The organism is Pseudomonas sp. 14P_8.1_Bac3 (genome assembly GCF_025466085.1).
GTDB lineage: Bacteria > Pseudomonadota > Gammaproteobacteria > Pseudomonadales > Pseudomonadaceae > Aquipseudomonas.
On the sequence record NZ_JANLOD010000055.1, the window covers coordinates 21,165 to 41,182 of the forward strand.

Consider the following 20,018-nt stretch of genomic DNA (forward strand, 5'->3'; position numbering starts at 1 on the left):
GGGTTAGGATTCAGCCACTGACTCTTCCCACCTGCTGAACATGGACTTCACGCATGCGTTTACGTCATATCGAAGTGATACAGGCGCTTTTGCAGACCGGTCACCTGGGCACCGCTGCCGAATGGCTGCAGCTGCCAGTGACCGAGGTAGAAAGCCTCCTGCGTGACGCCGAGAGCCTGTTGGGTTTCATGCTGTTTTCCAGCGTGCGGGGACGCTTGCAGGCCACGCGCGAGGCGCGAGAGCTTCAAGTCGAGATCGCTCACGTCTACGAAGTCCTCGAACCGGTCCAGCGCCTTGCCAGCAGCCTCAAGCAATATCACGCCCCACCGCTTCGCCTCGTTTGCACCCCGCCGCTGGCACAACAGTTGTTGCCACAAAGCATTGCCGCCCTGCGCCGGCGTCTGCCTGACGTGCCTTGCAGTCTTCTGAGTCAACCCACCCGCGACATCGTCAGAAGCCTGCTCCTGCGGGAAAGCGATGTGGGCCTGAGCCTGCACGACCCCGATCATGCGGACATTGATTGTCAGGTCATCGCCCAAGGCAAATTGCAGCTACTGGCCCCCCATGGCTGGCTGCAACCGAAGCAGAAATATATTTCCTTGCAAGATCTGGCGGGCCAATCGATGGTCGGCCTCGAAGGGCATGATCCGCTGAGCCCGGCGCTCGACAACAAACTCCACGCCTTGCGCCCTGCCCCCGTCATCCATACCCGGGTTCAGACCCACCAGATGATGCGCAGCATGGTCGAGGCCGGTGAAGGCCTGGCGATTGTCGATCCGTTCACCGCGCTCGGAGCCAAATCCGCAGGCCTGGACGCCTGCCCGCTGGCGCCTGCCGTGCCGATCAGCGTCTATGCCCTGACGCTGAAGAACGGCGAACCTTCACCCGCCGCTCAGGCGTTACTGGACATCGTCACGGAACAAGCCGCGGCGATGTTGGCGAACTGATCGGCTTCTCCAGCGGATTATCGAACAATCGATACCAGAACAAGGCGATCTCGGCGGTGTTCGGGTCAATGCCGCGATAACGCAGATGATCGGTTCCACCGATCACATACCCGCAACGTTCATACAGTCGGCACGCACCCAGGTTGTTGTTCTGGGTTTCGAGCATGATGCCCGGCAACTTTTTCTTGCGGCTCCAGAACTGCGCCACGTCCAGCAGCGCCTTGGCCACACCATGTCGCCGGGCCGGCGCGTGCACCGCCAATTCGTCGATGTGGGCAAAGCCGTTCCAGTTGGTACTGATCACCAGGTGCCCCACCGGCTCATCGTCGAGATAAGCCATGAAAATCGCACTGTCGGCGGCATCACGGAAACTGCTGAACTCTTCGGGATCGATGCCGTAACACTTGCGGTAAGGAGTGATCGGCGTCACCGGCCACTGCTCCACCGGTTTGCCGATTTCGGCCGCACCATAGGCCGCGACTTCAAAACTGAAATCACTGCCCCAGATATAAGCGGCGAAACCATCATCGGCAACTCGCACCGACAGCCCTGGGTATTTCGGATTCATAACCGGTTGCATACTGGGAAAGGTCCTCACTCCTTGATGCAATCGACGGTGTAAAGCCGCCCATTGCCCTCGTCTTCGTGTTGCAAGCCGTGCACATCGGCGACAAATCCGGGGAAACTGCTGTCGAACGTGCGGGCAAACGCCAGATAATCGTTGATCGAGCGCGTCGAGTCGGTAAAGCGCTCGCCGGGCATGATCAACGGGATCCCCGGCGGATAGGGCACCAGCATCACGGCGGCGATGCGCCCGTCCAGCGCATCGATCGACACGGCCTCTACCTCGCCACGCACCAACTGATCATAGGCGTCCGCAGGCTTCATCGCGATTTCCGGCAGCACGGTGTACATGCGCTTGAGGTGCTTGGCCGTGGCGTTGCTGCGATAACAGGCATGCAGTTGATCGCACAAATCACGCAATCCCATGCCCTTGTATCGCGCGACGTCCTGTTGCGCCACACAGGGCAGGCACGCCGAGAGACTGACGTTAGCGTCGTAACTGCGTTTGAACTCGAGCAACTCGGTCAGCAGCGTGCTCCACTTGCCCTTGGTGATGCCCATGGAAAACAGCACCAGGAACGAATACAAACCGGTCTTCTCGACCACCAGTCCGCGCTCCCACAGAAACTTGCTGACCACCGCCGCCGGAATCCCGCGCTCACTCAGTGCGCCGCCCGCCGTCAGCCCCGGCATCACCAGGGTCACCTTGATCGGATCGAGCAGCACGTAATCGTCGGTCACGCCACCAAAGCCGTGCCAGTCGGCATCGGGTTGCAGCAACCAGTCTTCGGTCACCACTCGCTCGATGCCCTCCACCGACGGCGGCTGCCAGATGGAAAACCACCAGTCATCGGCGGCGATGTGCTGACGCAGATTGGCCAGCGCCCGGCGAAAGCTCAAGGCTTCATCGAACATTTCCTGTAACAGCGAACGACCGGCCGGGCCTTCCATCATTGCCGAAGCCACATCCAGCGACGCAATGATGCTGTACTGCGGCGAGGTGGAGATGTGCATCATGAACGCTTCGTTGAAGCGATCGCGATCCAGCTGCCGCGCGCCACCGTCCTGCACGTGAATCATCGAGGCCTGACTGAAGGCCGCGAGCAGTTTGTGCGTGGAATGGGTGGTGAAGACCAGCGGGCTGTCGTCACTGCGCGAGGTGCCCATGCCGTAACGTCCGGCAAAGAATTCGTGAAACGCCGCGTAGGCGTACCAGGCCTCATCGAAATGCAGCACTTCTACGCTGTTGCCCAGGCTCTGTTTGATCAACTCGGCGTTGTAGCACAAGCCGTCGTAAGTCGAATTGGTCACTACCGCCAGTTTGACCTTGGGCTCGCGGCCTTTGGTCAGCGGGCTGGCATTGATCTTGGCCTGGATCGATTCGCGGCTGAATTCACTCAACGGAATCGGGCCGATGATCCCCAGCTCGTTTCGCTCCGGGCACAGGTACAAGGGAATCGCGCCGGTCATGATGATCGCGTGCAGCACCGACTTGTGGCAGTTGCGGTCCACCAGCACCAGGTCATCGCGGCCGACCATCGAGTGCCAGACAATCTTGTTGGCGGTCGAGGTGCCATTGATCACGAAAAACGTGTGATCGGCGCCGAAGTTGCGCGCCGCTCGCGCTTCGGCCTCGGCCAGCGGCCCGGTGTGATCGAGCAACGAGCCCAGTTCGGGCACCGACACCGACAAATCCGAGCGTAAGGTGTTTTCCCCGAAAAACTGGTGGAACGCCTGCCCCACCGGGCTTTTGTGGTACGCCACGCCGCCGCCATGCCCCGGCGTGTGCCAGGAATAGTTGGAGTCGGCAGTGTGCTGCACCAACGCCTTGAAAAACGGAGGAAGCAGACCGTCCAGGTATTTGCGCGCGGCGCGTGCCACCTGACGTGCCAGGAACGGCACGGTGTCCTCGAACAGGTAAAGAATGCCCCGCAGTTGATTGAGCTCGTCCATGGCGTCGGCCGGGGCGTTTTCCAGAGTCACTTGTTCGCCGAGGGCAAAGATTGGCAGGTCCGGTGCACGCACCCGTGCCAGGCCGATCAGGTCAGCCATATTCTGTAATAAATGACAATTAACGCTGGGATCTTCAGCGGCAATCAACATGCACGAGAGGCCGTGATGGGTCGACGCAACCAGCCGTCCTTCGGTGTAGTCCACCGCTGACACAATGCTGAAACCTTCCTGCTCCAGCTCCCGGGCGATGCCACGCACGCGGTCACCGGCGACGGTGTCTGCCTTGATGTCGCGATGGACGATCAGGACCGGAAATTTCAAATCTTTATACATGAGGCTCAGTGTCCTGAGGCGGCAGACCGTGGGCTGCCAATAACCTCAGGGTAGAGGGTTGCGGCGGAAGTGGCGAGCATGATGCCCTCAAAGGGGTCATTGGATGCGTGTTGATGGTGCGCAAACATCGCAGCCTTCGGCAGCGCCTACAACGGGATTCGCATTTCCCTACAGGCGCTGTCGAGTGCAACGAGGTCCCGATCTTTCAAGCAACCTATGCCTGCGCCTTTGCCTCGACCAACTGCTGCCACAGCGACGGAGCGCCGGCGGATTTGGCGATGACTTCCAGGCGCGCCAGGTGCTGCGCCAGATCGTCTTCGCTGGCGCGGATGACCCGCGTCGGTTGGCGATCGGCCGGCAAGCGGCGGATTTCGGTGGCGGAGTTGTCCGCGCCTTCGCCGGAACCGTTGCCATCGGACGCATTGCCGGCCAGCGACAGGCTGGTCTGGCCACCGGTCATGGTCAGGTAGACGTCGGCGAGAATCTCGGAGTCAAGCAAGGCGCCGTGGAGTTCACGGCCGGAGTTGTCGACGCCATAACGCTTGCACAACGCATCGAGGCTGTTGCGCTGGCCCGGGTGACGTTCCCGGGCCATCATCAGGGTGTCGAGAATCGAACAGTGCTGGGTGATATCCGCGCGGTCGTGCTGCCCCATCAGGGCAAATTCGTTGTTGATGAAGCCAACGTCGAACGCCGCGTTATGGATGATCAGCTGCGCGCCCTTGATGAATTCGAAGAACTCATCGGCCACTTCGGTGAAGCGCGGCTTGCCCACCAGGAATTCGTTGGTGATGCCGTGGACGCCGATGGCGCCTTCATCACTTTCGCGGTCCGGTTGCAGGTAAACGTGGAAATGCCGGCCCGTCAGGCGCCGACCAATCAACTCGACACAACCGATTTCGATAATCCGGTGGCCGTCGGTCACCGGCATGCCGGTGGTTTCGGTATCGAGTACAACGGATCTGGTGGCCATCAGTGCTCAGCTCTCAACGGGTCAATCGTGCAAAAGCGGCGATATTAGCACGCGATCTGGCGAGGTGAAGCGTACGGGCGCTCGCGCCTCAAGTTATAGGCACCAATGCGAGCTGGATGCACTGACTCACAAATTCAATGTGGGAGCGGGCTTGCTCGCGAAGGGAACGACGCGGTTGCTCAAGACGCAGCTCAGGCTTGTTTGTAACCGCGCACTTCGTCCACGCCACGGTTGGCCAACTGGTCAGCGCGCTCGTTGCCGTGGTGGCCAATGTGCCCACGCACCCATTTCCAGGTGACGTTGTGACGGTTGACCTGCTCGTCCAGCAGCTTCCACAGGTCAGCGTTTTTTACCGGTTCCTTCGCCGCGGTTTTCCAGCCGCGCTTCTTCCAGTTGTCCATCCATTCGTTGATGCCTTTCATCACGTACTGCGAGTCGGTCGTCAACACCACGTCACAGGCACGCTTGAGCTCTTCCAGCCCGCGGATGGCACCCATCAGTTCCATACGGTTGTTGGTGGTGTTGGCCTCGCCACCCCAAAGTTCTTTTTCAACGCCCTTGCACACCAGCAACGCGCCCCAGCCGCCAGGGCCAGGATTGCCTTTGCAGGCGCCGTCGGTGAAGAGTTCTACGCTATCGCTCATGCCAATCTATCCAGAAAATGCGGTGGCTCGCCGATCAGCGACCGACGATGCCCGAGGCCGGGGCAAACCCGGCCGGGAATAAAACAGTATTACGGTTCGATGTTGCGCCGGTTGACCTTGGCCATCGGCAAGGGAATCAGCTTGCCCATCGGTTCGCGCCGTTCCTGCCGCAATGGACGCAGGCCCACGACGATCTTGCGCGCCACCAATAAATAGAAGCCGCCACCCGACAGTTGCCAGTCACCGGCCTTGCGCTCCCAACCGGCGAGCCGGGCTTGCCAGGCGGGGGACGCCAGCGGCGGACGATAGCACCCGAAGCGGCGTTTCTCCAGCGCGAAGCCCAGCAGATTCAACCAGTCGCCGACCCTCGACGGCGATATGCAGCGGGCCTTGCGCAGCGCATCGTGGGCGAATACGTGGCGCAGGCCCCAGCTGCTCCAAGGATTGATCCCGATAATCAGCAAATGCCCGCCGGGGCGCACGCTGCTCGCAGCTTCGCGCAGCAGGCCGTGGGGCGACAGGCAGAAATCCAGGCCATGCTGCAACACCACCACATCGGCGGCGTGCTCGCTCAAGGGCCAGGCCTGCTCTTCGCAGACAATCTCGACCCCCGGCAACGGTGCGCCAAGCCGCACGTTGCGCTGGACCTGAGGCGCCGACGGCGGAATCTCGGCCGAAGGACCGTAATGCACCAGATAGCCGCCGAAGAAGCGCCCCAGCTCGTCTTCAAGCATGCGTCGTTCTTCGTCCAGCAGAAATTGGCCGAGGGGGCCGGACAGCCATTCACGGGCCGCGCTGATCAAGGCCAGCCAGTCAGGATCAGCCTGAGCGAACGCTTTATCGGTCATTGCATTCTCCAACGCGCCAGGAAGTTCTAAGATGCGCCATTGTTTACCGCTTGGCGAATCCGACGATGATACAGATCACAGCCCTGCCCGCCTTCACCGACAACTACATCTGGTTGTTACAAGACCCCGAGACCCGGCGCTGTGCCGTGGTCGATCCCGGCGATGCCGCGCCGGTTCAGGGCTGGCTCGCGGCGAATCCGGGGTGGGTGCTCAGTGACATTCTGATCACACACCATCACCACGACCATGTCGGCGGCGTCGAACAACTGAAAAAAGCGACGGACGCGACGGTCTATGGTCCGGCCAGCGAAACCATCCCGGTGCGGGACGTAGCCCTGAAGGACAACGATCGCATCAGCGTCCTCGGTTGGGACTTCGAGGTCATCGCTGTGCCCGGCCACACCTTGGGGCACATTGCTTTCTATCACGAAGGGACGCTGTTCTGTGGCGACACCCTGTTTGCCGCCGGTTGCGGGCGCCTGTTTGAAGGCACACCCGAGCAAATGCACACCTCGCTGACGCGCCTCGCCTCGTTTCCCGAGGACACCCGGGTCTACTGCACCCATGAATACACCTTGAGCAACCTGCGCTTCGCCGTCGCGGTCGAACCCGGCAACCCGCATACCGTCGAGCGCCTGGCCAAGGTCACGGAGCTACGCCAGGCAGGGATCATCACGCTGCCCTCGACACTGGCCCTGGAAAAGATGACAAATCCATTTATACGGACAGGCGAAACATCCGTTAAAGAAAAAGTGGACGAACGGATGGGAGCTCATAACCGGGCGCCCAGTGAGGTTTTTGCGGCCTTGAGGGCGTGGAAAGACACGTTCTAATGGGGCTCGACGCGACTGCGGACAATCTGAATGGTTGACCGCAGGGGGTGCGCTTTCTAGAATCGCCCGACATTTTTGCCCGGAACTTACTTCCAGCCAATGTCGTCATCTATTCGTAAAGCCATCAATTCAGACGCATTGACCCGCTTGGCTCAAGCCATAGCGGTGGCTGTGTCCGCCACCCTGGCGGGCTGTTCAAGCCATGTGCCGCAGACCGAAGCGGCCCACACACCGAATATTGCCGCTCGAGCCAAACAGAAGCCTATCTGGCTCAGCGAAAAGCCAACACCACAAATTCCACAGGACGTCTGGGAGCGCATGCGCCAGGGCTTCCAGCTGCAGGAAGGTCTGGGCGTCAACCCGCGCATCGAGCAACAGCGCCTGTGGTTCGCCAGCAATCCTTCGTTCCTCGAAAACGCCGGCGAACGCGGCAGCCTCTACATTCATTACATCGTCGAACGCCTTGAAGAACGCAACATGCCGCTGGAGCTGGCGCTGTTGCCAGTGATTGAAAGCGCCTACAACCCGATGGCCTATTCCCGGGCCGATGCGGTTGGCTTGTGGCAATTCATTCCTTCCACCGGGCGTTATTTCAATCTGCGTCAGACCCGTTTCTATGATGGCCGTCGCGACATCACCGCCTCGACCACCGCAGCGATGGACTACCTGACGCGCCTGCACGACATGTTCAACGGTGACTGGTTGTTGGCCCTCGCGGCCTACAACGCAGGCGAAGGTACGGTCAGCCGGGCCATCGAGCGCAACGAAAAGCTCGGCCTGCCGACCGATTACTGGAACCTGCCGCTGCCCGCCGAAACCCAGGCCTACGTGCCGAAGCTGCTGGCCTTGTCGCAAGTGGTACTGGCACCAGAAGCCTACGGGGTGAACCTCAACCCGATTGCCAACGAACCGTATTTCCAGGTCGTCGAAATCAACCAGCGCATGGACCTGTCCAAGGTCGCCGCGGTGGCCAATATCGACGAAGACGAACTGTTTCAGCTCAACCCGGCCTTCAAGCAGCGCACCACCATCGACGGTCCCCAACATTTGCTGGTGCCGACGTCCAAGGCGCAGCTATTGACCGCCAGCCTGTCGACCATGCGTCCGGACGAATTGATCAGCCAGCGTCCACTCAAGCCAGTCTTCGACGGCGTTGATAATTCCGAAGTCGCCACGCTTAAACGCGCCTACCGCGTCAAACGTGGTGACAACCTGGGCACCATCGCCAAAGCCAACAAGGTTGATGTCAAGGACCTGCAACGCTGGAACAAGCTGACCGGCAAGGACCTCAAGGTCGGCCAGACGCTGGTTATGCAGGACAAGACCAACAAGCGCAATACCGGCCGGATCAACACCGTGGTGGCGGCCAACGCCAAGACCAAGACCAAAGCGACAAAGCCGCAGACCCAGTATAAGGTGCAGCAAGGTGACTCGCTGTACATCGTGGCCAAGCGTTTCAATGTCGAGATGCAACATCTCAAGCGCTGGAACCCGCGCGTCGGCCAGGCCCTCAAGCCGGGGCAGATGCTCACGGTTGCTTCCCCGCACTAAAAACAGCCCCTGAATTCAGGGGCTTTTTTGTGAGCGGACATTACCTTCCTGTAGGAGCGAGCACGCTCGCGATGCACCCGAAAGCGACGCGGGGCGTCAGGTTGCCAGCGTTATCGTTAACGACCATCGCGAGCATGCTCGCTCCTACAGAGGTGGGGATAGCCAGCAATTAACCGAGCATTAAATCCCCATCTTTTTCCTGTCCATACAAGCTGTTACTGTACGGCCCACAAAGCCCAAGCCGCCTGGATCGGATCTCTGACTTGAAGCGTCCCCTCCTCCTGCTCCTGATCAGCCTGGCCTTGAGCTCCTCCGCAAGCGCGACGATCAGCGAAAGCCATGGTTATGCGCAGTTCGGCACGCTCAAGTACCCGGCCAGATTTACCCACTTCGACTGGGTCAACCCGCAAGCGCCCAAGGGCGGTACGTTGCGGGTGATGGCGTTTGGCACCTTCGATACGCTCAATCCTTATACCTTCAAGGGCTCCAGCCCGGTTTCCACGGCGAATTTCCTGCAGTACGGCATCAACGAGCTGAACGAACCGCTGATGGTCGGCACCGGCCAGTACGCGCCGTCCGGCGATGAACCCACCTCCAGCTATGGCCTGATCGCTCAATCGGTGGAATACAGCGAGGACCGCAGCTGGGTGGTGTTCAACCTGCGTCCGGAAGCGCGATTTCACGATGGCGAGCCGATTACCGCGTACGACGTCGCATTCTCCTACCGCTTGCTGCTCAAGGAAGGACACCCGCAATACCGCACCAATCTCCAGGAAGTGTCGCGCGTCGACGTGCTCAACCCGCATCGCATCCGTTTTGTTTTCAAGCGTGCGGGCAATCCGCTGCTGATTCTGCGCCTGGGCGAATTGCCGGTGCTGCCGCAGCATTACTGGAAAGATCGCGACTTCAAGGCCACCACCTTCGAACCACCGTTGGGCAGCGGGCCGTATCGCATCACTGCGGTCACGCCCGGGCGGCAGATCGTGTTTGAGCGGGTCAAGGATTACTGGGGCAAGGACCTGCCGGTCAACCGCGGCAAGTACAACTTCGACCGTATGGAAGTCGAGTTCTATCGCGACAGCGACGTGGCGTTCGAGGCGTTCAAGGCCGGCGAGTTCGACATCTACATCGAGCACCAGGCCAAGAACTGGGACAACGGCTATCGCTTCCCGGCGGTCAATCGCGGCGACGTGATCAAGGCGCAGATCCCGCACCAGATCCCGACCCAAACCCAGGGCCTGTTCATGAACACCCGGCGCCCGGCCTTTGCCGACACGAAAGTCCGTGAAGCGCTGGGGCTGATGTTCGACTTCGAATGGACCAATCGCACGCTGTTCAGCGGTGCGTACACACGCGCCATGAGTTACTACCCCAACAGCGAGTTTTCCGCCACCGGCCTGCCGGTCGGGCACGAATGGCTAATGCTCAAGCCGTATCGCGAACAACTGCCGGCCAAACTGTTCACGGAGCCGTTCAGCCTGCCGCAAACCCAGGGGCGCGGCATTCCCCGGGAAACCATGCGCCAGGCCCTGAGCCTGCTGTCTGAGGCCGGCTGGAAGCTCAACGGCCAGCACGTACAGAATGCCGCCGGGCAACCGCTGCGCCTGGAGATACTGTTGGTCAACCCGAACCTGGAACGCATCCTCCAGCCTTACGTCGAGAACCTCGCCAGCATCGGTATCGATGCCCGGCTGCGGACGGTGGATCGCGCCCAGTACAAACAGCGCCTCGATCAGTTCGATTTCGACATGATCCTGATGACCCTCAACCAGACTCTGAGCCCCGGCCTGGAGCAATGGCAGTATTTCCATTCCAGCCAGGCCGGAGTCAAAGGCAGCAAAAACTACGCGGGCATCGCCAACCCGGTGGTCGACCACCTGCTCGATCAACTGCTCGGCGCCCAGACCCGCGATGAACAAGTCGCCGCCGGAAAGGCCCTGGACCGGGTGCTGCTGTGGCAGCACTACATCATTCCCAACTGGTATCTCAATTATCACCGCCTGGCGTACCGCAACCGGTTCGCTTTCGTCACTACGCCGCCCTATACCCTGGGCCTGAGCGCGTGGTGGTTGAAATCTTCGGAGAAAGATCGATGAAACCCGTACGTGCCCTGCTCCTGCACGCCAGCGGTCTGTTGTTCGCCGGGCTGGCTTGCGCCGCCCCGCAACACGCCGTGACGCTTTACAACGAACCGCCAAAATACCCGGCGGACTTCAAGCATTTCGATTACGTGAACCCGGATGCGCCCAAGGGCGGGATATTCCGCCAGGCCGGCTTCGGCGGCTTTGACAGCCTCAACCCGTTCATCAGCAAAGGTGTGCCGGCCGACGACATCGGCATGATCTACGACACCCTGGCCAAACAGGGCCTTGACGAACCGTTCACCGAATACGGATTGATCGCCGGCCAGATCGAAAAAGCCCCGGACAACAGCTGGGTGCGTTTTTACCTGCGCCCGGAAGCACGCTTCCACGACGGTCACCCGATCCGTGCCGAGGACGTGGTGTTCAGTTTCGAGACCCTGACCAAGGACGGCGCCCCGCTCTACCGCGGCTATTACAACGACGTCGAGGAAGCGGTCGCCGAAGACCCGCTCACGGTGCTGTTCAAGTTCAAGCACAACAATAACCGTGAACTGCCGTTGATCCTCGGCCAGTTGCCGGTGCTGCCGAAACACTGGTGGGCGAACCGGGATTTTAACAAGGGCAACCTGGAAATACCGTTGGGCAGTGGTCCGTACAAGGTCAGCGAAGTGAAGGCCGGGCGCTCGGTGCGTTATGAGCGGGTCAAGGATTACTGGGGCAAGGACCTGCCGGCCAACCGCGGCTTCTACAACTTCGACGTGATGACCACCGATTACTACCGCGACAACACCGTGGCGCTGGAAGCGCTGAAGGCCGGGCAGTTCGACTTCTGGCTGGAGATGAGCGCGAAAAACTGGGCCAATGCCTACAACATTCCGGCAATCACCGAAGGCCGATTGATCAAGGAACAGATCGCCAACGGCAACCCGACGGGGATGCAGGGGTTTGTCTTCAACCTGCGACGTCCGACGTTCCAGGACGTGCGGGTGCGCCAGGCGCTGACATTGCTGCTCGACTTCGAATGGACCAACAAGCAACTGTTCAACGGCGCCTATGTGCGCACCCGCAGTTTCTTCGAAAATTCGGAAATGGCTGCCACCGGCCTGCCCGATGCCGATCAACTGGCGATTCTCGATCCCTTCCGCGGCAAGATTCCCGAACAAGTGTTCACCGAGGCCTTCCAGAACCCGACGACCGATGCCAGCGGCATGATCCGCACGCAGCAGCGCAAGGCCTATCAGCTGTTGCAGGAGGCTGGCTGGAAAATCGTCGACGACAAAATGGTCGACGCCACCGGCAAACCGGTGACGATCGAATTCCTGCTGGCCCAGACCGAGTTCGAGCGGGTATTGCTGCCGTTCAAGCGCAACCTGAGCGACCTGGGCATCGACCTGGTGATCCGCCGCGTCGACGTGTCCCAATACATCAACCGCGTCCGCTCCCGAGACTTCGACATGATCGTCGGCAGCTTCCCGCAGTCCAATTCGCCGGGTAACGAACAGCGCGAGTTCTGGATGTCGGCCGCCGCCGACAAGCCTGGCAGCCGCAACTCCATGGGCCTCAAGGACCCGGTGGTGGACCAGTTGGTCGAGCAGTTGATCAACTCCGACTCGCGCAAGAGCCTCGTGGCCCACGCCCGCGCGCTGGACCGTGTGCTGCAATGGGGCCATTACGTGATCCCCAACTGGCACATCAAGACCTGGCGCGTGGCGTATTGGAACCACATCGGCCACCCGAAAATCTCACCCAAATACGACATCGGCACGGCCACCTGGTGGATCAAGCCGAACGTGACACCGGCGATAGAAGTCGAAACCAAACTGCAAGCCGACCCTGCGGGCACGGAGTAATAGATGCTGGCGTATATTTTTCGGCGACTGCTGCTGATCATCCCGACGTTGCTCGGCATCCTGCTGATCAACTTCGTGATCATCCAGGCCGCTCCCGGCGGACCGGTGGAACAGATGATCGCCAAGCTCGAGGGCTTCGAAGGTGCCACCAGCCGCATTGCCGGCGGTGGTGCGGAAGTCTCGGTGGCCGGTTCCGCCTATCGCGGCGCGCAAGGCCTGGACCCGGCGCTGGTGAAAGAAATCGAGCACATGTACGGCTTCGACAAATCGGCGCCGGAACGTTTGTGGATCATGATCAAGAACTACGCCACCCTGGATTTCGGCGACAGCTTCTTCCGCGACGCCAAGGTCATCGACCTGATCAAGGAAAAGATGCCGGTGTCGATCTCCCTCGGGCTGTGGAGCACGCTGATCATGTACCTGGTGTCGATCCCGCTGGGGATCGCCAAAGCCACGCGGCACGGTAGCCACTTCGATGTCTGGACCAGCTCCGCGATCATCGTCGGCTACGCGATCCCGGCGTTCCTGTTCGCCATCCTGCTGATCGTGGTGTTCGCCGGGGGCAGCTATTTCGACTGGTTCCCGCTACGAGGCCTGACCTCGAACAACTTCGATGAACTGAGCATGGGCGGCAAGATCCTCGATTACTTCTGGCACCTGGCGTTGCCCGTGACGGCGCTGGTGATCGGCAACTTCGCGACCATGACCCTGCTGACCAAAAACAGCTTCCTCGACGAGATCAACAAGCAGTACGTGGTCACGGCCAAGGCCAAAGGCCTGACCAATCACCGCGTGCTCTACGGCCACGTATTCCGCAACGCCATGTTGCTGGTGATCGCCGGTTTCCCCTCGGCGTTCATCGGCATCTTCTTCACCGGCTCGTTGCTGGTGGAAGTGATCTTCTCCCTCGACGGCCTGGGCCTGATGAGTTTCGAAGCGGCGATCAACCGCGACTACCCGGTGGTCTTCGGCACGTTGTTTATCTTCACCCTGCTGGGGCTGGTGGTGAAGCTGATCGGCGACCTGACGTACACCTTTGTCGATCCGCGCATCGATTTCGAAAGCCGGGAGCATTGAGATGAACCTGTCCCCTCTCAATCGCCGACGTTTCGAACTGTTCAAGGCCAACAAGCGTGGCTGGTGGTCGTTGTGGCTGTTTCTGGTGCTGTTTGGCCTGAGTCTTGGCGCCGAGCTGATCGCCAACGACAAACCGCTGGTGGTGCATTACGACAACTGCTGGTACTTCCCGGCGCTCAAGCGTTACCCGGAAACCACCTTCGGCGGCGAGTTTCCACTGGAAGCCAACTACAAGAGCCCGTACATCCGCGAACTGCTCAAGGCCAAGGATGCCTGGGTGCTGTGGGCGCCGATTCCCTTCAGCTACCAAAGCATCAACTACGACCTGAAAGTGCCGGCCCCGGCGCCACCCTCCGCCGACAACCTGCTGGGCACCGACGATCAGGGCCGCGATGTGTTGGCGCGGGTGATCTACGGGTTCCGGATTTCGGTGCTGTTCGCCCTGACGTTGACCATTCTCAGTTCGGTCATTGGCGTGATCGCCGGCGCGCTGCAGGGTTTCTACGGCGGCTGGGTCGACCTGGCCGGGCAGCGTTTCCTGGAGATCTGGTCCGGGTTGCCGGTGCTGTACCTGCTGATCATTCTCGCCAGTTTCGTCCAGCCGAACTTCTGGTGGCTGCTGGGCATCATGCTGCTGTTTTCCTGGATGAGCCTGGTGGACGTGGTCCGCGCCGAGTTCCTGCGTGGGCGTAACCTCGAATACGTACGCGCAGCGAGGGCGCTGGGGATGCAAAATGGTGCGATCATGTTCCGCCATATTTTGCCCAATGCGATGGTTTCGACCATGACGTTCATGCCGTTCATCCTGACCGGCGCCATCGGTACACTGACTGCCCTCGACTTCCTGGGCTTCGGCCTGCCGCCGGGCGCGCCGTCGCTGGGCGAACTGGTGGCCCAGGGCAAATCGAACCTGCAAGCGCCGTGGCTGGGCATGAGCGCGTTTGCGGTGCTGGCGTTGATGTTGAGTTTGCTGGTGTTCATCGGCGAGTCCGCTCGCGATGCCTTCGACCCGAGGAAGTGAAATGAATCAGGACAATCTGATCGAAGTGCGCGACCTCTCCGTCGAATTCGTCGTCGGTGATCGCTGTCAGCGCGTGGTAGAGGGCGTCAGCTTCGACATCAAGTGCGGCGAAACCCTGGCCTTGGTGGGTGAAAGCGGTTCCGGCAAATCGGTGACGGCGCACTCGATCCTGCGACTGCTGCCCTACCCGCTCGCCCGGCACCCGTCCGGCACCATCGAGTACGCCGGGCAGGACCTGCTGAGTTTGAAAGAGAAAACCATCCGGCACATCCGCGGTAACCGGATCGCGATGATCTTTCAGGAACCGATGACCTCGCTGAACCCGCTGCACTCGATCGAAAAGCAGATCAACGAAGTACTGGGCATCCACAAAGGCCTGATGGGCAAAGTGGCGACCAAACGCACCCTGGAATTACTGGAGCTGGTCGGCATTCCCGAGCCGCACAAGCGCCTCAAGGCCCTGCCCCACGAATTGTCCGGTGGTCAGCGTCAGCGGGTGATGATCGCCATGGCCCTGGCCAACGAGCCGGAACTGCTGATCGCGGACGAGCCAACCACCGCGCTGGACGTGACCGTTCAGCTGAAAATCCTCGAATTGCTCAAGGAATTGCAGGCCCGCCTGGGCATGGCCCTGCTACTGATCAGTCACGATTTGAACCTGGTGCGAAGAATTGCGCATCGTGTATGTGTCATGCAGCGCGGTTGCATCGTCGAACAGGCATCGTGCGAAGAGCTGTTCCGTGCGCCGCAGCATCCGTACACTCGGGAACTGCTGGCAGCGGAGCCCAGCGGCAAGCCGGCGACCAATGTTATCGGCCCGCCATTGCTGCAGGTCGAGGACCTGAAGGTCTGGTTTCCGATCAAGAAAGGCCTGCTGAAAAAGACCGTCGACCACATCAAGGCGGTGGACGGGATCAATTTCAGCCTGCCGCAGGGGCAGACCCTGGGGATCGTGGGCGAAAGCGGTTCCGGCAAGTCGACATTGGGTCTGGCGATTTTGCGCTTGATCGGTAGCCAGGGGGCGATCCGTTTTGAAGGCAAGCAGCTAGACTGCCTGACGCAGCAGCAGGTTCGGCCGCTGCGGCGGGAGATGCAGGTGGTGTTTCAGGACCCGTTCGGCAGCCTGAGCCCGCGGATGTGCGTGAGCCAGATCGTCGGCGAAGGTCTGCGGATCCACAAGATGGGCACCGAGGCGGAACAGGAACAAGCGATTATTGCGGCATTGAAGGAGGTAGGCCTGGATCCGGAAACGCGGAACCGCTACCCCCACGAATTTTCCGGTGGGCAACGGCAGAGAATCGCCATTGCCCGGGCACTGGTGCTGAAACCGGCGCTGATTCTGCTGGACGAGCCGACTTCGGCGCTCGACCGGACAGTGCAGCGCCAAGTGGTGGAGCTGCTGCGGTCACTGCAAACCAAGTACAACCTGACGTATCTGTTTATCAGCCATGACCTGGCTGTCGTCAAAGCGCTGAGCCACCAGCTGATGGTGGTCAAGCATGGCCAAGTGGTCGAACAGGGAGACGCGCAGAGTATCTTTGCCGCCCCCCAACATCCGTATACACAGCAGTTGCTGGAAGCCGCTTTCCTGGCTCCAGCCACTGCGCAATAACCTGAAAGAGAGGAGCAACACATGGGTTTTCTCGCCGGTAAGCGCGTACTGATCGTCGGTGTCGCCAGCAAGCTGTCCATCGCATCCGGCATCGCTGCCGCCATGCATCGCGAGGGCGCTGAGCTTGCCTTCACTTATCAGAACGACAAACTCAAGGGTCGTGTCGAAGAGTTCGCACAAGGCTGGGGTTCGAATCCGGACCTGTGCTTCCCGTGCGACGTAGCCAGCGATGAAGAAATCGCCAAGGTCTTCGTTGAACTGGGCAAGAAGTGGGACGGCCTGGACTGCATCGTGCACTCCGTCGGCTTCGCACCGGGTGACCAACTGGACGGCGACTTCACCGAAGCCACCACCCGTGAAGGTTTCCGCATCGCTCACGACATCAGCGCCTACAGCTTCGTGGCCCTGGCCAAGGCCGGTCGCGAAATGATGAAAGGCCGCAACGGCAGCCTGCTGACCCTGTCGTACCTGGGCGCTGAACGCACCATGCCGAACTACAACGTCATGGGCATGGCCAAGGCTTCGCTGGAAGCCGGCGTACGTTACCTGGCCGGCTCCCTGGGCCCGGACGGCACCCGCGTAAACTGCGTCTCGGCCGGTCCGATCCGCACCCTCGCGGCTTCCGGCATCAAAAACTTCCGCAAGATGCTGGCCGCCAACGAAGCGCAAACCCCGCTGCGTCGCAACGTCACCATTGAAGAAGTCGGCAACGCCGGCGCCTTCCTTTGCTCGGACCTGGCGTCCGGCATCAGCGGTGAAATCATGTACGTGGACGGCGGTTTCAATACCACGGCCATGGGCAACCTCGAAGAGTAATCTTCGACCGGCCCAATAAAAAACCCGCCTCGCCAGGCGGGTTTTTTTGTGCCTGCGATTTCAGCTTTGCCGTGATCACCTGTGGGAGCGGGCTTGCTCGCGAATACGGTGCATCGGACGACATCAGTTTCGACTGATACACCGCATTCGCGAGCAAGCCCGCTCCCACAGGATCAGTGTTGTGCCAGGCAGGTGGCGAACAATTGCTGGATCGGCTGCGAACGCTGGCTGTAGCGTTGCAGCAGGACGATCTCGCGGTGGAACGTCAATTCGCCCAGCCGGATGATCCTGACCTTCGCGCCATATTCCAGCCACAACCCGGCTTCGGGCAGCAACGAGATGCCGAGCCCGCATTCGACCATCTTCACGATGGCTTCCAGCTCATCCAGCTCCAGTGCCACGTGCACGTCGATGTGCTGTTCACGCAGGAACCGCGTCACCAAGCGCCCGCCAAAAGAGTTACGGTCGTAGCGCACGTGGGGATGATCCGCCAGAAGCTGCAACGGATCATCACCTTCAAGCCCAGCTGGCACGATCAGCACAAACGGCTCGCGGCGGATGATGTGTGCCGACAGTTCCTTGGGCAATTCAAACGGCGGCTGGATCAGAATCGCCAGGTCCACTTCGCCGGTGTCCACCTGGCTCAGCAGATTCAGCGACACGCCGGGCACCAGCTTCGGTTCAAGCCGCGGTGCTTGCTGGCGCAGGCGCAACAATGCCTGGGGCAGCAGTCCTGTCTGGGCCGTGGCCACTGCACCGATTTTCAACTCGCCGCGGTACTCGCTGACGTCATCGCTGACCGCCATGCGGCTGAAGGTTTCCAGCATTTCCCTCGCCATCGGCAGCGCCCGCTGGCCTGCGGCATTGAGAATGGCCTGACGCCCCGTGCGATCAAACAAACGAATGCCCAGCGCCTGCTCAAGATTACGCATCTGCGCACTGACCGCCGATTGGGTCAGGCCGATGTGCATGCCGGCCGCCGCGAACGTGCCGTAGCGTGTAACTGCAATGAACGTTTTCAATTCACGCAACATAACGGCCTCGATTGATCGAAATAATTTGAGCTCGATGCAAAAACTATCGTCTTTCAATCAAAAAGCACAGCGCTAAACTCAGCCTCAATCCCCACCGCCTGCGAGGCATCAGCGATGCAACTCTCCCCGTTTCACCTGGCCATCCCCGTGTACGACCTGGCGGCCGCCCGTGCCTTCTACGGTGAAGTCTTCGGCCTGGAAGAAGGCCGCTCCAGCGACCATTGGGTCGACTTCAATTTTTTTGGCCATCAACTGGTCATTCACTTGGCGCCGAAAAACGCTTCTCAGCAAGCGGCACACACCAACGCTGTGGACGGGCATGACGTACCGGTGCCGCATTTCGGCGTGGTGCTTGGGATGGCGGAATGGGAAGGTCTGGCGGAACGCCTGAAGGCGCGCGAAACGCGATTCGTGATTGAGCCGGGTATTCGATTTCAAGGGTTGGTGGGGGAGCAGGCGACGATGTTCCTGTTCGATCCGTGCGGCAATGCCTTGGAGTTCAAGGCGTTCAAGGATATCGGGCAGCTATTTGCCAAGTGAATGGGTGATTTTTCCGGCCCTTCGCGAGCAAGCCCGCTCCCACAGGTGCGGCGCCGTCCTTGCTCGCGAAGACGCCCGCTTATACACCACACCACTTGCAGGCTACCGGTGCAGCGCTCTCTCGGCATCGTCCAGCAACTCATCAATTGAGCCGTGACGGCTGGCGTCATATTCCACCTGCCCAATGCTGAAGCGAATATCATATCCCCGACGCATCGCGGCACTGCGCTCGTCGAGAATTTCCTCAAGGCGCACCTTGATCGCGGCCAGGTCCACAGCACTCGAACCGGTCAACAGCGCCACGAACTCATCATCACCCAACCGCCCGATCACGTCGCTTTCGCGAAACGCAATCCGCAGCACATCAGCGAAACTCTTAAGGGCATCATCACCCTCGGCACGACCGTACAGGTAATTGATCTGCTTGAAATTATCGAGATCGAAAAAGAGTAAAGTGGCCGGTACTTCCAGCCGCTGACACGTATCCAGTCCCAACTGGGCCAGTGTGGTGAATCCGTGCCGGTTGGACAGCAGCGTCAGCTCGTCCATGCTCGCCATGGTCACGCCCATGACTTCCTGCTCGGCCTTGCGAGCCATGTCACGCAGCACTTCGCGTGGCTGTTGCGGCGACACCGCGGGGGCGGCGCAAGCGCCGTGTTTGACCGGTTTGCCTGGGATCAGCATTACTCACTCCAATAGCGGGTATGTTGTTTAGAGTCGCCCATACCCGCTTTGACTCCCGGCTAACGGACCGCCGGTCAACTGCCCGCCACCGGGCAAGGCCCTCCCGCCGCGGCCCAGAGCTTGAATTGAGTGACAAAAATATCGTGAGGCACCGGCACTGGTGCCCTGCCCTCGCCTGGATTCCAGCCCCACAGCACCAGTTTGTCGTCGCTGACATGCTTGATCAGCGCCGCGAAATCCCGGTCACCGTTGCTGCTACGGTCCTTGATCATCGCGCACAGTTTATCGGCCGGCAGGCCGATCCAGGCCATCTTGTGCGCCGCGGGCGGCAGGCTCCAGTGCGGCGCACCCGGCGGAGCATGCGGGCCGTAGCTGGCCGGCGGGTTGTTTTCGGCGTGACACGTGGCGCAGGGCAAACCCGCCGCGCCCTTGCCGTCCATGCCTCGCACCACGTTCATTGCGTGGGGAATCCCGGCGTCGAACTGCAACGGTGAATCGCCGGGGATATGGCAGTTCTGGCAACGCGGGCTTTGGAAAACTTTCTGCACGGTATCGAAGGCCTTCAACGCCGCCTTGTCTTCGGCGAACAGGTCCGAGGCGTAGATCGTCAGCCCAACCAGCACCACCGCGCCCAACATCAAATGTCGTTTCATC

The 20,018-nt window shown here is 60.5% G+C and carries 18 protein-coding genes; 10 read left to right on the forward strand and 8 right to left on the reverse strand.

What is annotated here, in order from left to right; all coding sequences use genetic code 11:
• The first annotated feature begins 53 nt into the window (after positions 1-53).
• Positions 54-947, forward strand: a complete 894-nt coding sequence (locus NTD84_RS17550) for a LysR substrate-binding domain-containing protein (protein WP_262167839.1) — start codon at positions 54-56, stop codon at positions 945-947.
• On the opposite strand, the gene NTD84_RS17555 is transcribed toward NTD84_RS17550, so the two are convergent.
• The 5 genes from NTD84_RS17555 to NTD84_RS17575 form a co-directional block, all read right to left on the reverse strand.
• Positions 913-1,527: a GNAT family N-acetyltransferase gene (locus NTD84_RS17555; RefSeq protein ID WP_262167840.1), complete on the reverse strand. Its 615-nt coding sequence runs from the start codon at positions 1,525-1,527 to the stop codon at positions 913-915. The two genes, NTD84_RS17550 and NTD84_RS17555, sit on opposite strands and share 35 nt — an antisense overlap.
• 14 nt (positions 1,528-1,541) lie before the next feature.
• Positions 1,542-3,797 (reverse strand): Orn/Lys/Arg decarboxylase N-terminal domain-containing protein, encoded by a 2,256-nt coding sequence (locus NTD84_RS17560; RefSeq protein ID WP_262167842.1) that lies wholly within the window; start codon positions 3,795-3,797, stop codon positions 1,542-1,544.
• Positions 3,798-4,011: 214 nt separating this feature from the next.
• Positions 4,012-4,770 carry a DNA polymerase III subunit epsilon gene (gene dnaQ, locus NTD84_RS17565; RefSeq protein WP_262167843.1) on the reverse strand — a complete coding sequence of 253 codons (759 nt, stop codon included), beginning with the start codon at positions 4,768-4,770 and terminating at the stop codon, positions 4,012-4,014.
• A 191-nt stretch (positions 4,771-4,961) separates the two neighbouring features.
• On the reverse strand, positions 4,962-5,414 hold the full coding sequence (gene rnhA / locus NTD84_RS17570) for a ribonuclease HI (protein WP_262167845.1): 453 nt from the start codon (positions 5,412-5,414) through the stop codon (positions 4,962-4,964).
• 89 nt (positions 5,415-5,503) lie between these two features.
• Positions 5,504-6,262, reverse strand: a complete 759-nt coding sequence (locus tag NTD84_RS17575) for a class I SAM-dependent methyltransferase (RefSeq protein WP_262167848.1) — start codon at positions 6,260-6,262, stop codon at positions 5,504-5,506.
• 65 nt (positions 6,263-6,327) lie between these two features.
• Here NTD84_RS17575 and gloB point away from each other — a divergent pair, with 65 nt between their 5' ends.
• The 8 genes from gloB to fabI all read left to right on the forward strand — a co-directional run bounded on the left by gloB (position 6,328) and on the right by fabI (position 17,106).
• Positions 6,328-7,095 carry a hydroxyacylglutathione hydrolase gene (gloB, locus tag NTD84_RS17580; protein ID WP_262167851.1) on the forward strand — a complete coding sequence of 256 codons (768 nt, stop codon included), beginning with the start codon at positions 6,328-6,330 and terminating at the stop codon, positions 7,093-7,095.
• A 99-nt stretch (positions 7,096-7,194) separates the two neighbouring features.
• Positions 7,195-8,646, forward strand: coding sequence for a transglycosylase SLT domain-containing protein (locus NTD84_RS17585; RefSeq protein ID WP_262167854.1), 1,452 nt, complete (start codon positions 7,195-7,197; stop codon positions 8,644-8,646).
• A gap of 281 nt (positions 8,647-8,927) precedes the next feature.
• Complete coding sequence (locus NTD84_RS17590; RefSeq protein WP_410017368.1) at positions 8,928-10,742, forward strand: extracellular solute-binding protein; 1,815 nt, start codon at positions 8,928-8,930, stop codon at positions 10,740-10,742.
• Positions 10,739-12,580: an extracellular solute-binding protein gene (locus NTD84_RS17595; RefSeq protein WP_262167860.1), complete on the forward strand. Its 1,842-nt coding sequence runs from the start codon at positions 10,739-10,741 to the stop codon at positions 12,578-12,580. Before NTD84_RS17590 ends, NTD84_RS17595 begins: the two co-directional genes overlap by 4 nt.
• Positions 12,581-12,583: 3 nt before the next feature.
• Positions 12,584-13,657: a microcin C ABC transporter permease YejB gene (locus NTD84_RS17600; RefSeq protein WP_046048846.1), complete on the forward strand. Its 1,074-nt coding sequence runs from the start codon at positions 12,584-12,586 to the stop codon at positions 13,655-13,657.
• 1 nt (position 13,658) lies between these two features.
• Positions 13,659-14,678, forward strand: a complete 1,020-nt coding sequence (locus NTD84_RS17605; RefSeq protein WP_262167863.1) for an ABC transporter permease — start codon at positions 13,659-13,661, stop codon at positions 14,676-14,678.
• A gap of 1 nt (position 14,679) precedes the next feature.
• On the forward strand, positions 14,680-16,290 hold the full coding sequence (locus tag NTD84_RS17610; RefSeq protein WP_262167865.1) for an ABC transporter ATP-binding protein: 1,611 nt from the start codon (positions 14,680-14,682) through the stop codon (positions 16,288-16,290).
• 21 nt (positions 16,291-16,311) lie between these two features.
• Positions 16,312-17,106 carry an enoyl-ACP reductase FabI gene (fabI, locus tag NTD84_RS17615; RefSeq protein WP_262167867.1) on the forward strand — a complete coding sequence of 265 codons (795 nt, stop codon included), beginning with the start codon at positions 16,312-16,314 and terminating at the stop codon, positions 17,104-17,106.
• Between the two features lie 173 nt (positions 17,107-17,279).
• Here the strand turns inward: fabI and NTD84_RS17620 are convergent, their stop codons facing one another.
• Complete coding sequence (locus NTD84_RS17620) at positions 17,280-18,140, reverse strand: LysR family transcriptional regulator (RefSeq protein ID WP_262167869.1); 861 nt, start codon at positions 18,138-18,140, stop codon at positions 17,280-17,282.
• Positions 18,141-18,254: 114 nt separating this feature from the next.
• On the opposite strand from NTD84_RS17620, the gene NTD84_RS17625 reads away from it, so the two are divergent.
• Positions 18,255-18,680 (forward strand): VOC family protein, encoded by a 426-nt coding sequence (locus NTD84_RS17625; protein WP_262167871.1) that lies wholly within the window; start codon positions 18,255-18,257, stop codon positions 18,678-18,680.
• Positions 18,681-18,782: 102 nt separating this feature from the next.
• On the opposite strand, the gene NTD84_RS17630 is transcribed toward NTD84_RS17625, so the two are convergent.
• The gene (locus NTD84_RS17630; RefSeq protein WP_262167873.1) at positions 18,783-19,364 is read right to left on the reverse strand and encodes a GGDEF domain-containing protein; all 582 of its coding nucleotides are present in this window, start codon (positions 19,362-19,364) and stop codon (positions 18,783-18,785) included.
• A 74-nt stretch (positions 19,365-19,438) separates the two neighbouring features.
• A complete protein-coding gene (locus tag NTD84_RS17635) occupies positions 19,439-20,017 on the reverse strand; it encodes a hypothetical protein (protein WP_262167875.1) in 579 nt (192 codons plus the stop codon).
• Between the last annotated feature and the right edge of the window lies 1 nt (position 20,018).

Coding starts and splice junctions, on each gene's coding strand:
- NTD84_RS17550 (WP_262167839.1), top strand. CDS start 54: ATGCGTTTACGTCATATCGAAGTGATACAGGCGCTTTTGCAGACCGGT.
- NTD84_RS17555 (WP_262167840.1), bottom strand. CDS start 1,527: ATGCAACCGGTTATGAATCCGAAATACCCAGGGCTGTCGGTGCGAGTT.
- NTD84_RS17560 (WP_262167842.1), bottom strand. CDS start 3,797: ATGTATAAAGATTTGAAATTTCCGGTCCTGATCGTCCATCGCGACATC.
- dnaQ (WP_262167843.1), bottom strand. CDS start 4,770: ATGGCCACCAGATCCGTTGTACTCGATACCGAAACCACCGGCATGCCG.
- rnhA (WP_262167845.1), bottom strand. CDS start 5,414: ATGAGCGATAGCGTAGAACTCTTCACCGACGGCGCCTGCAAAGGCAAT.
- NTD84_RS17575 (WP_262167848.1), bottom strand. CDS start 6,262: ATGACCGATAAAGCGTTCGCTCAGGCTGATCCTGACTGGCTGGCCTTG.
- gloB (WP_262167851.1), top strand. CDS start 6,328: ATGATACAGATCACAGCCCTGCCCGCCTTCACCGACAACTACATCTGG.
- NTD84_RS17585 (WP_262167854.1), top strand. CDS start 7,195: ATGTCGTCATCTATTCGTAAAGCCATCAATTCAGACGCATTGACCCGC.
- NTD84_RS17595 (WP_262167860.1), top strand. CDS start 10,739: ATGAAACCCGTACGTGCCCTGCTCCTGCACGCCAGCGGTCTGTTGTTC.
- NTD84_RS17600 (WP_046048846.1), top strand. CDS start 12,584: ATGCTGGCGTATATTTTTCGGCGACTGCTGCTGATCATCCCGACGTTG.
- NTD84_RS17605 (WP_262167863.1), top strand. CDS start 13,659: ATGAACCTGTCCCCTCTCAATCGCCGACGTTTCGAACTGTTCAAGGCC.
- NTD84_RS17610 (WP_262167865.1), top strand. CDS start 14,680: ATGAATCAGGACAATCTGATCGAAGTGCGCGACCTCTCCGTCGAATTC.
- fabI (WP_262167867.1), top strand. CDS start 16,312: ATGGGTTTTCTCGCCGGTAAGCGCGTACTGATCGTCGGTGTCGCCAGC.
- NTD84_RS17620 (WP_262167869.1), bottom strand. CDS start 18,140: ATGTTGCGTGAATTGAAAACGTTCATTGCAGTTACACGCTACGGCACG.
- NTD84_RS17625 (WP_262167871.1), top strand. CDS start 18,255: ATGCAACTCTCCCCGTTTCACCTGGCCATCCCCGTGTACGACCTGGCG.
- NTD84_RS17630 (WP_262167873.1), bottom strand. CDS start 19,364: ATGCTGATCCCAGGCAAACCGGTCAAACACGGCGCTTGCGCCGCCCCC.
- NTD84_RS17635 (WP_262167875.1), bottom strand. CDS start 20,017: ATGAAACGACATTTGATGTTGGGCGCGGTGGTGCTGGTTGGGCTGACG.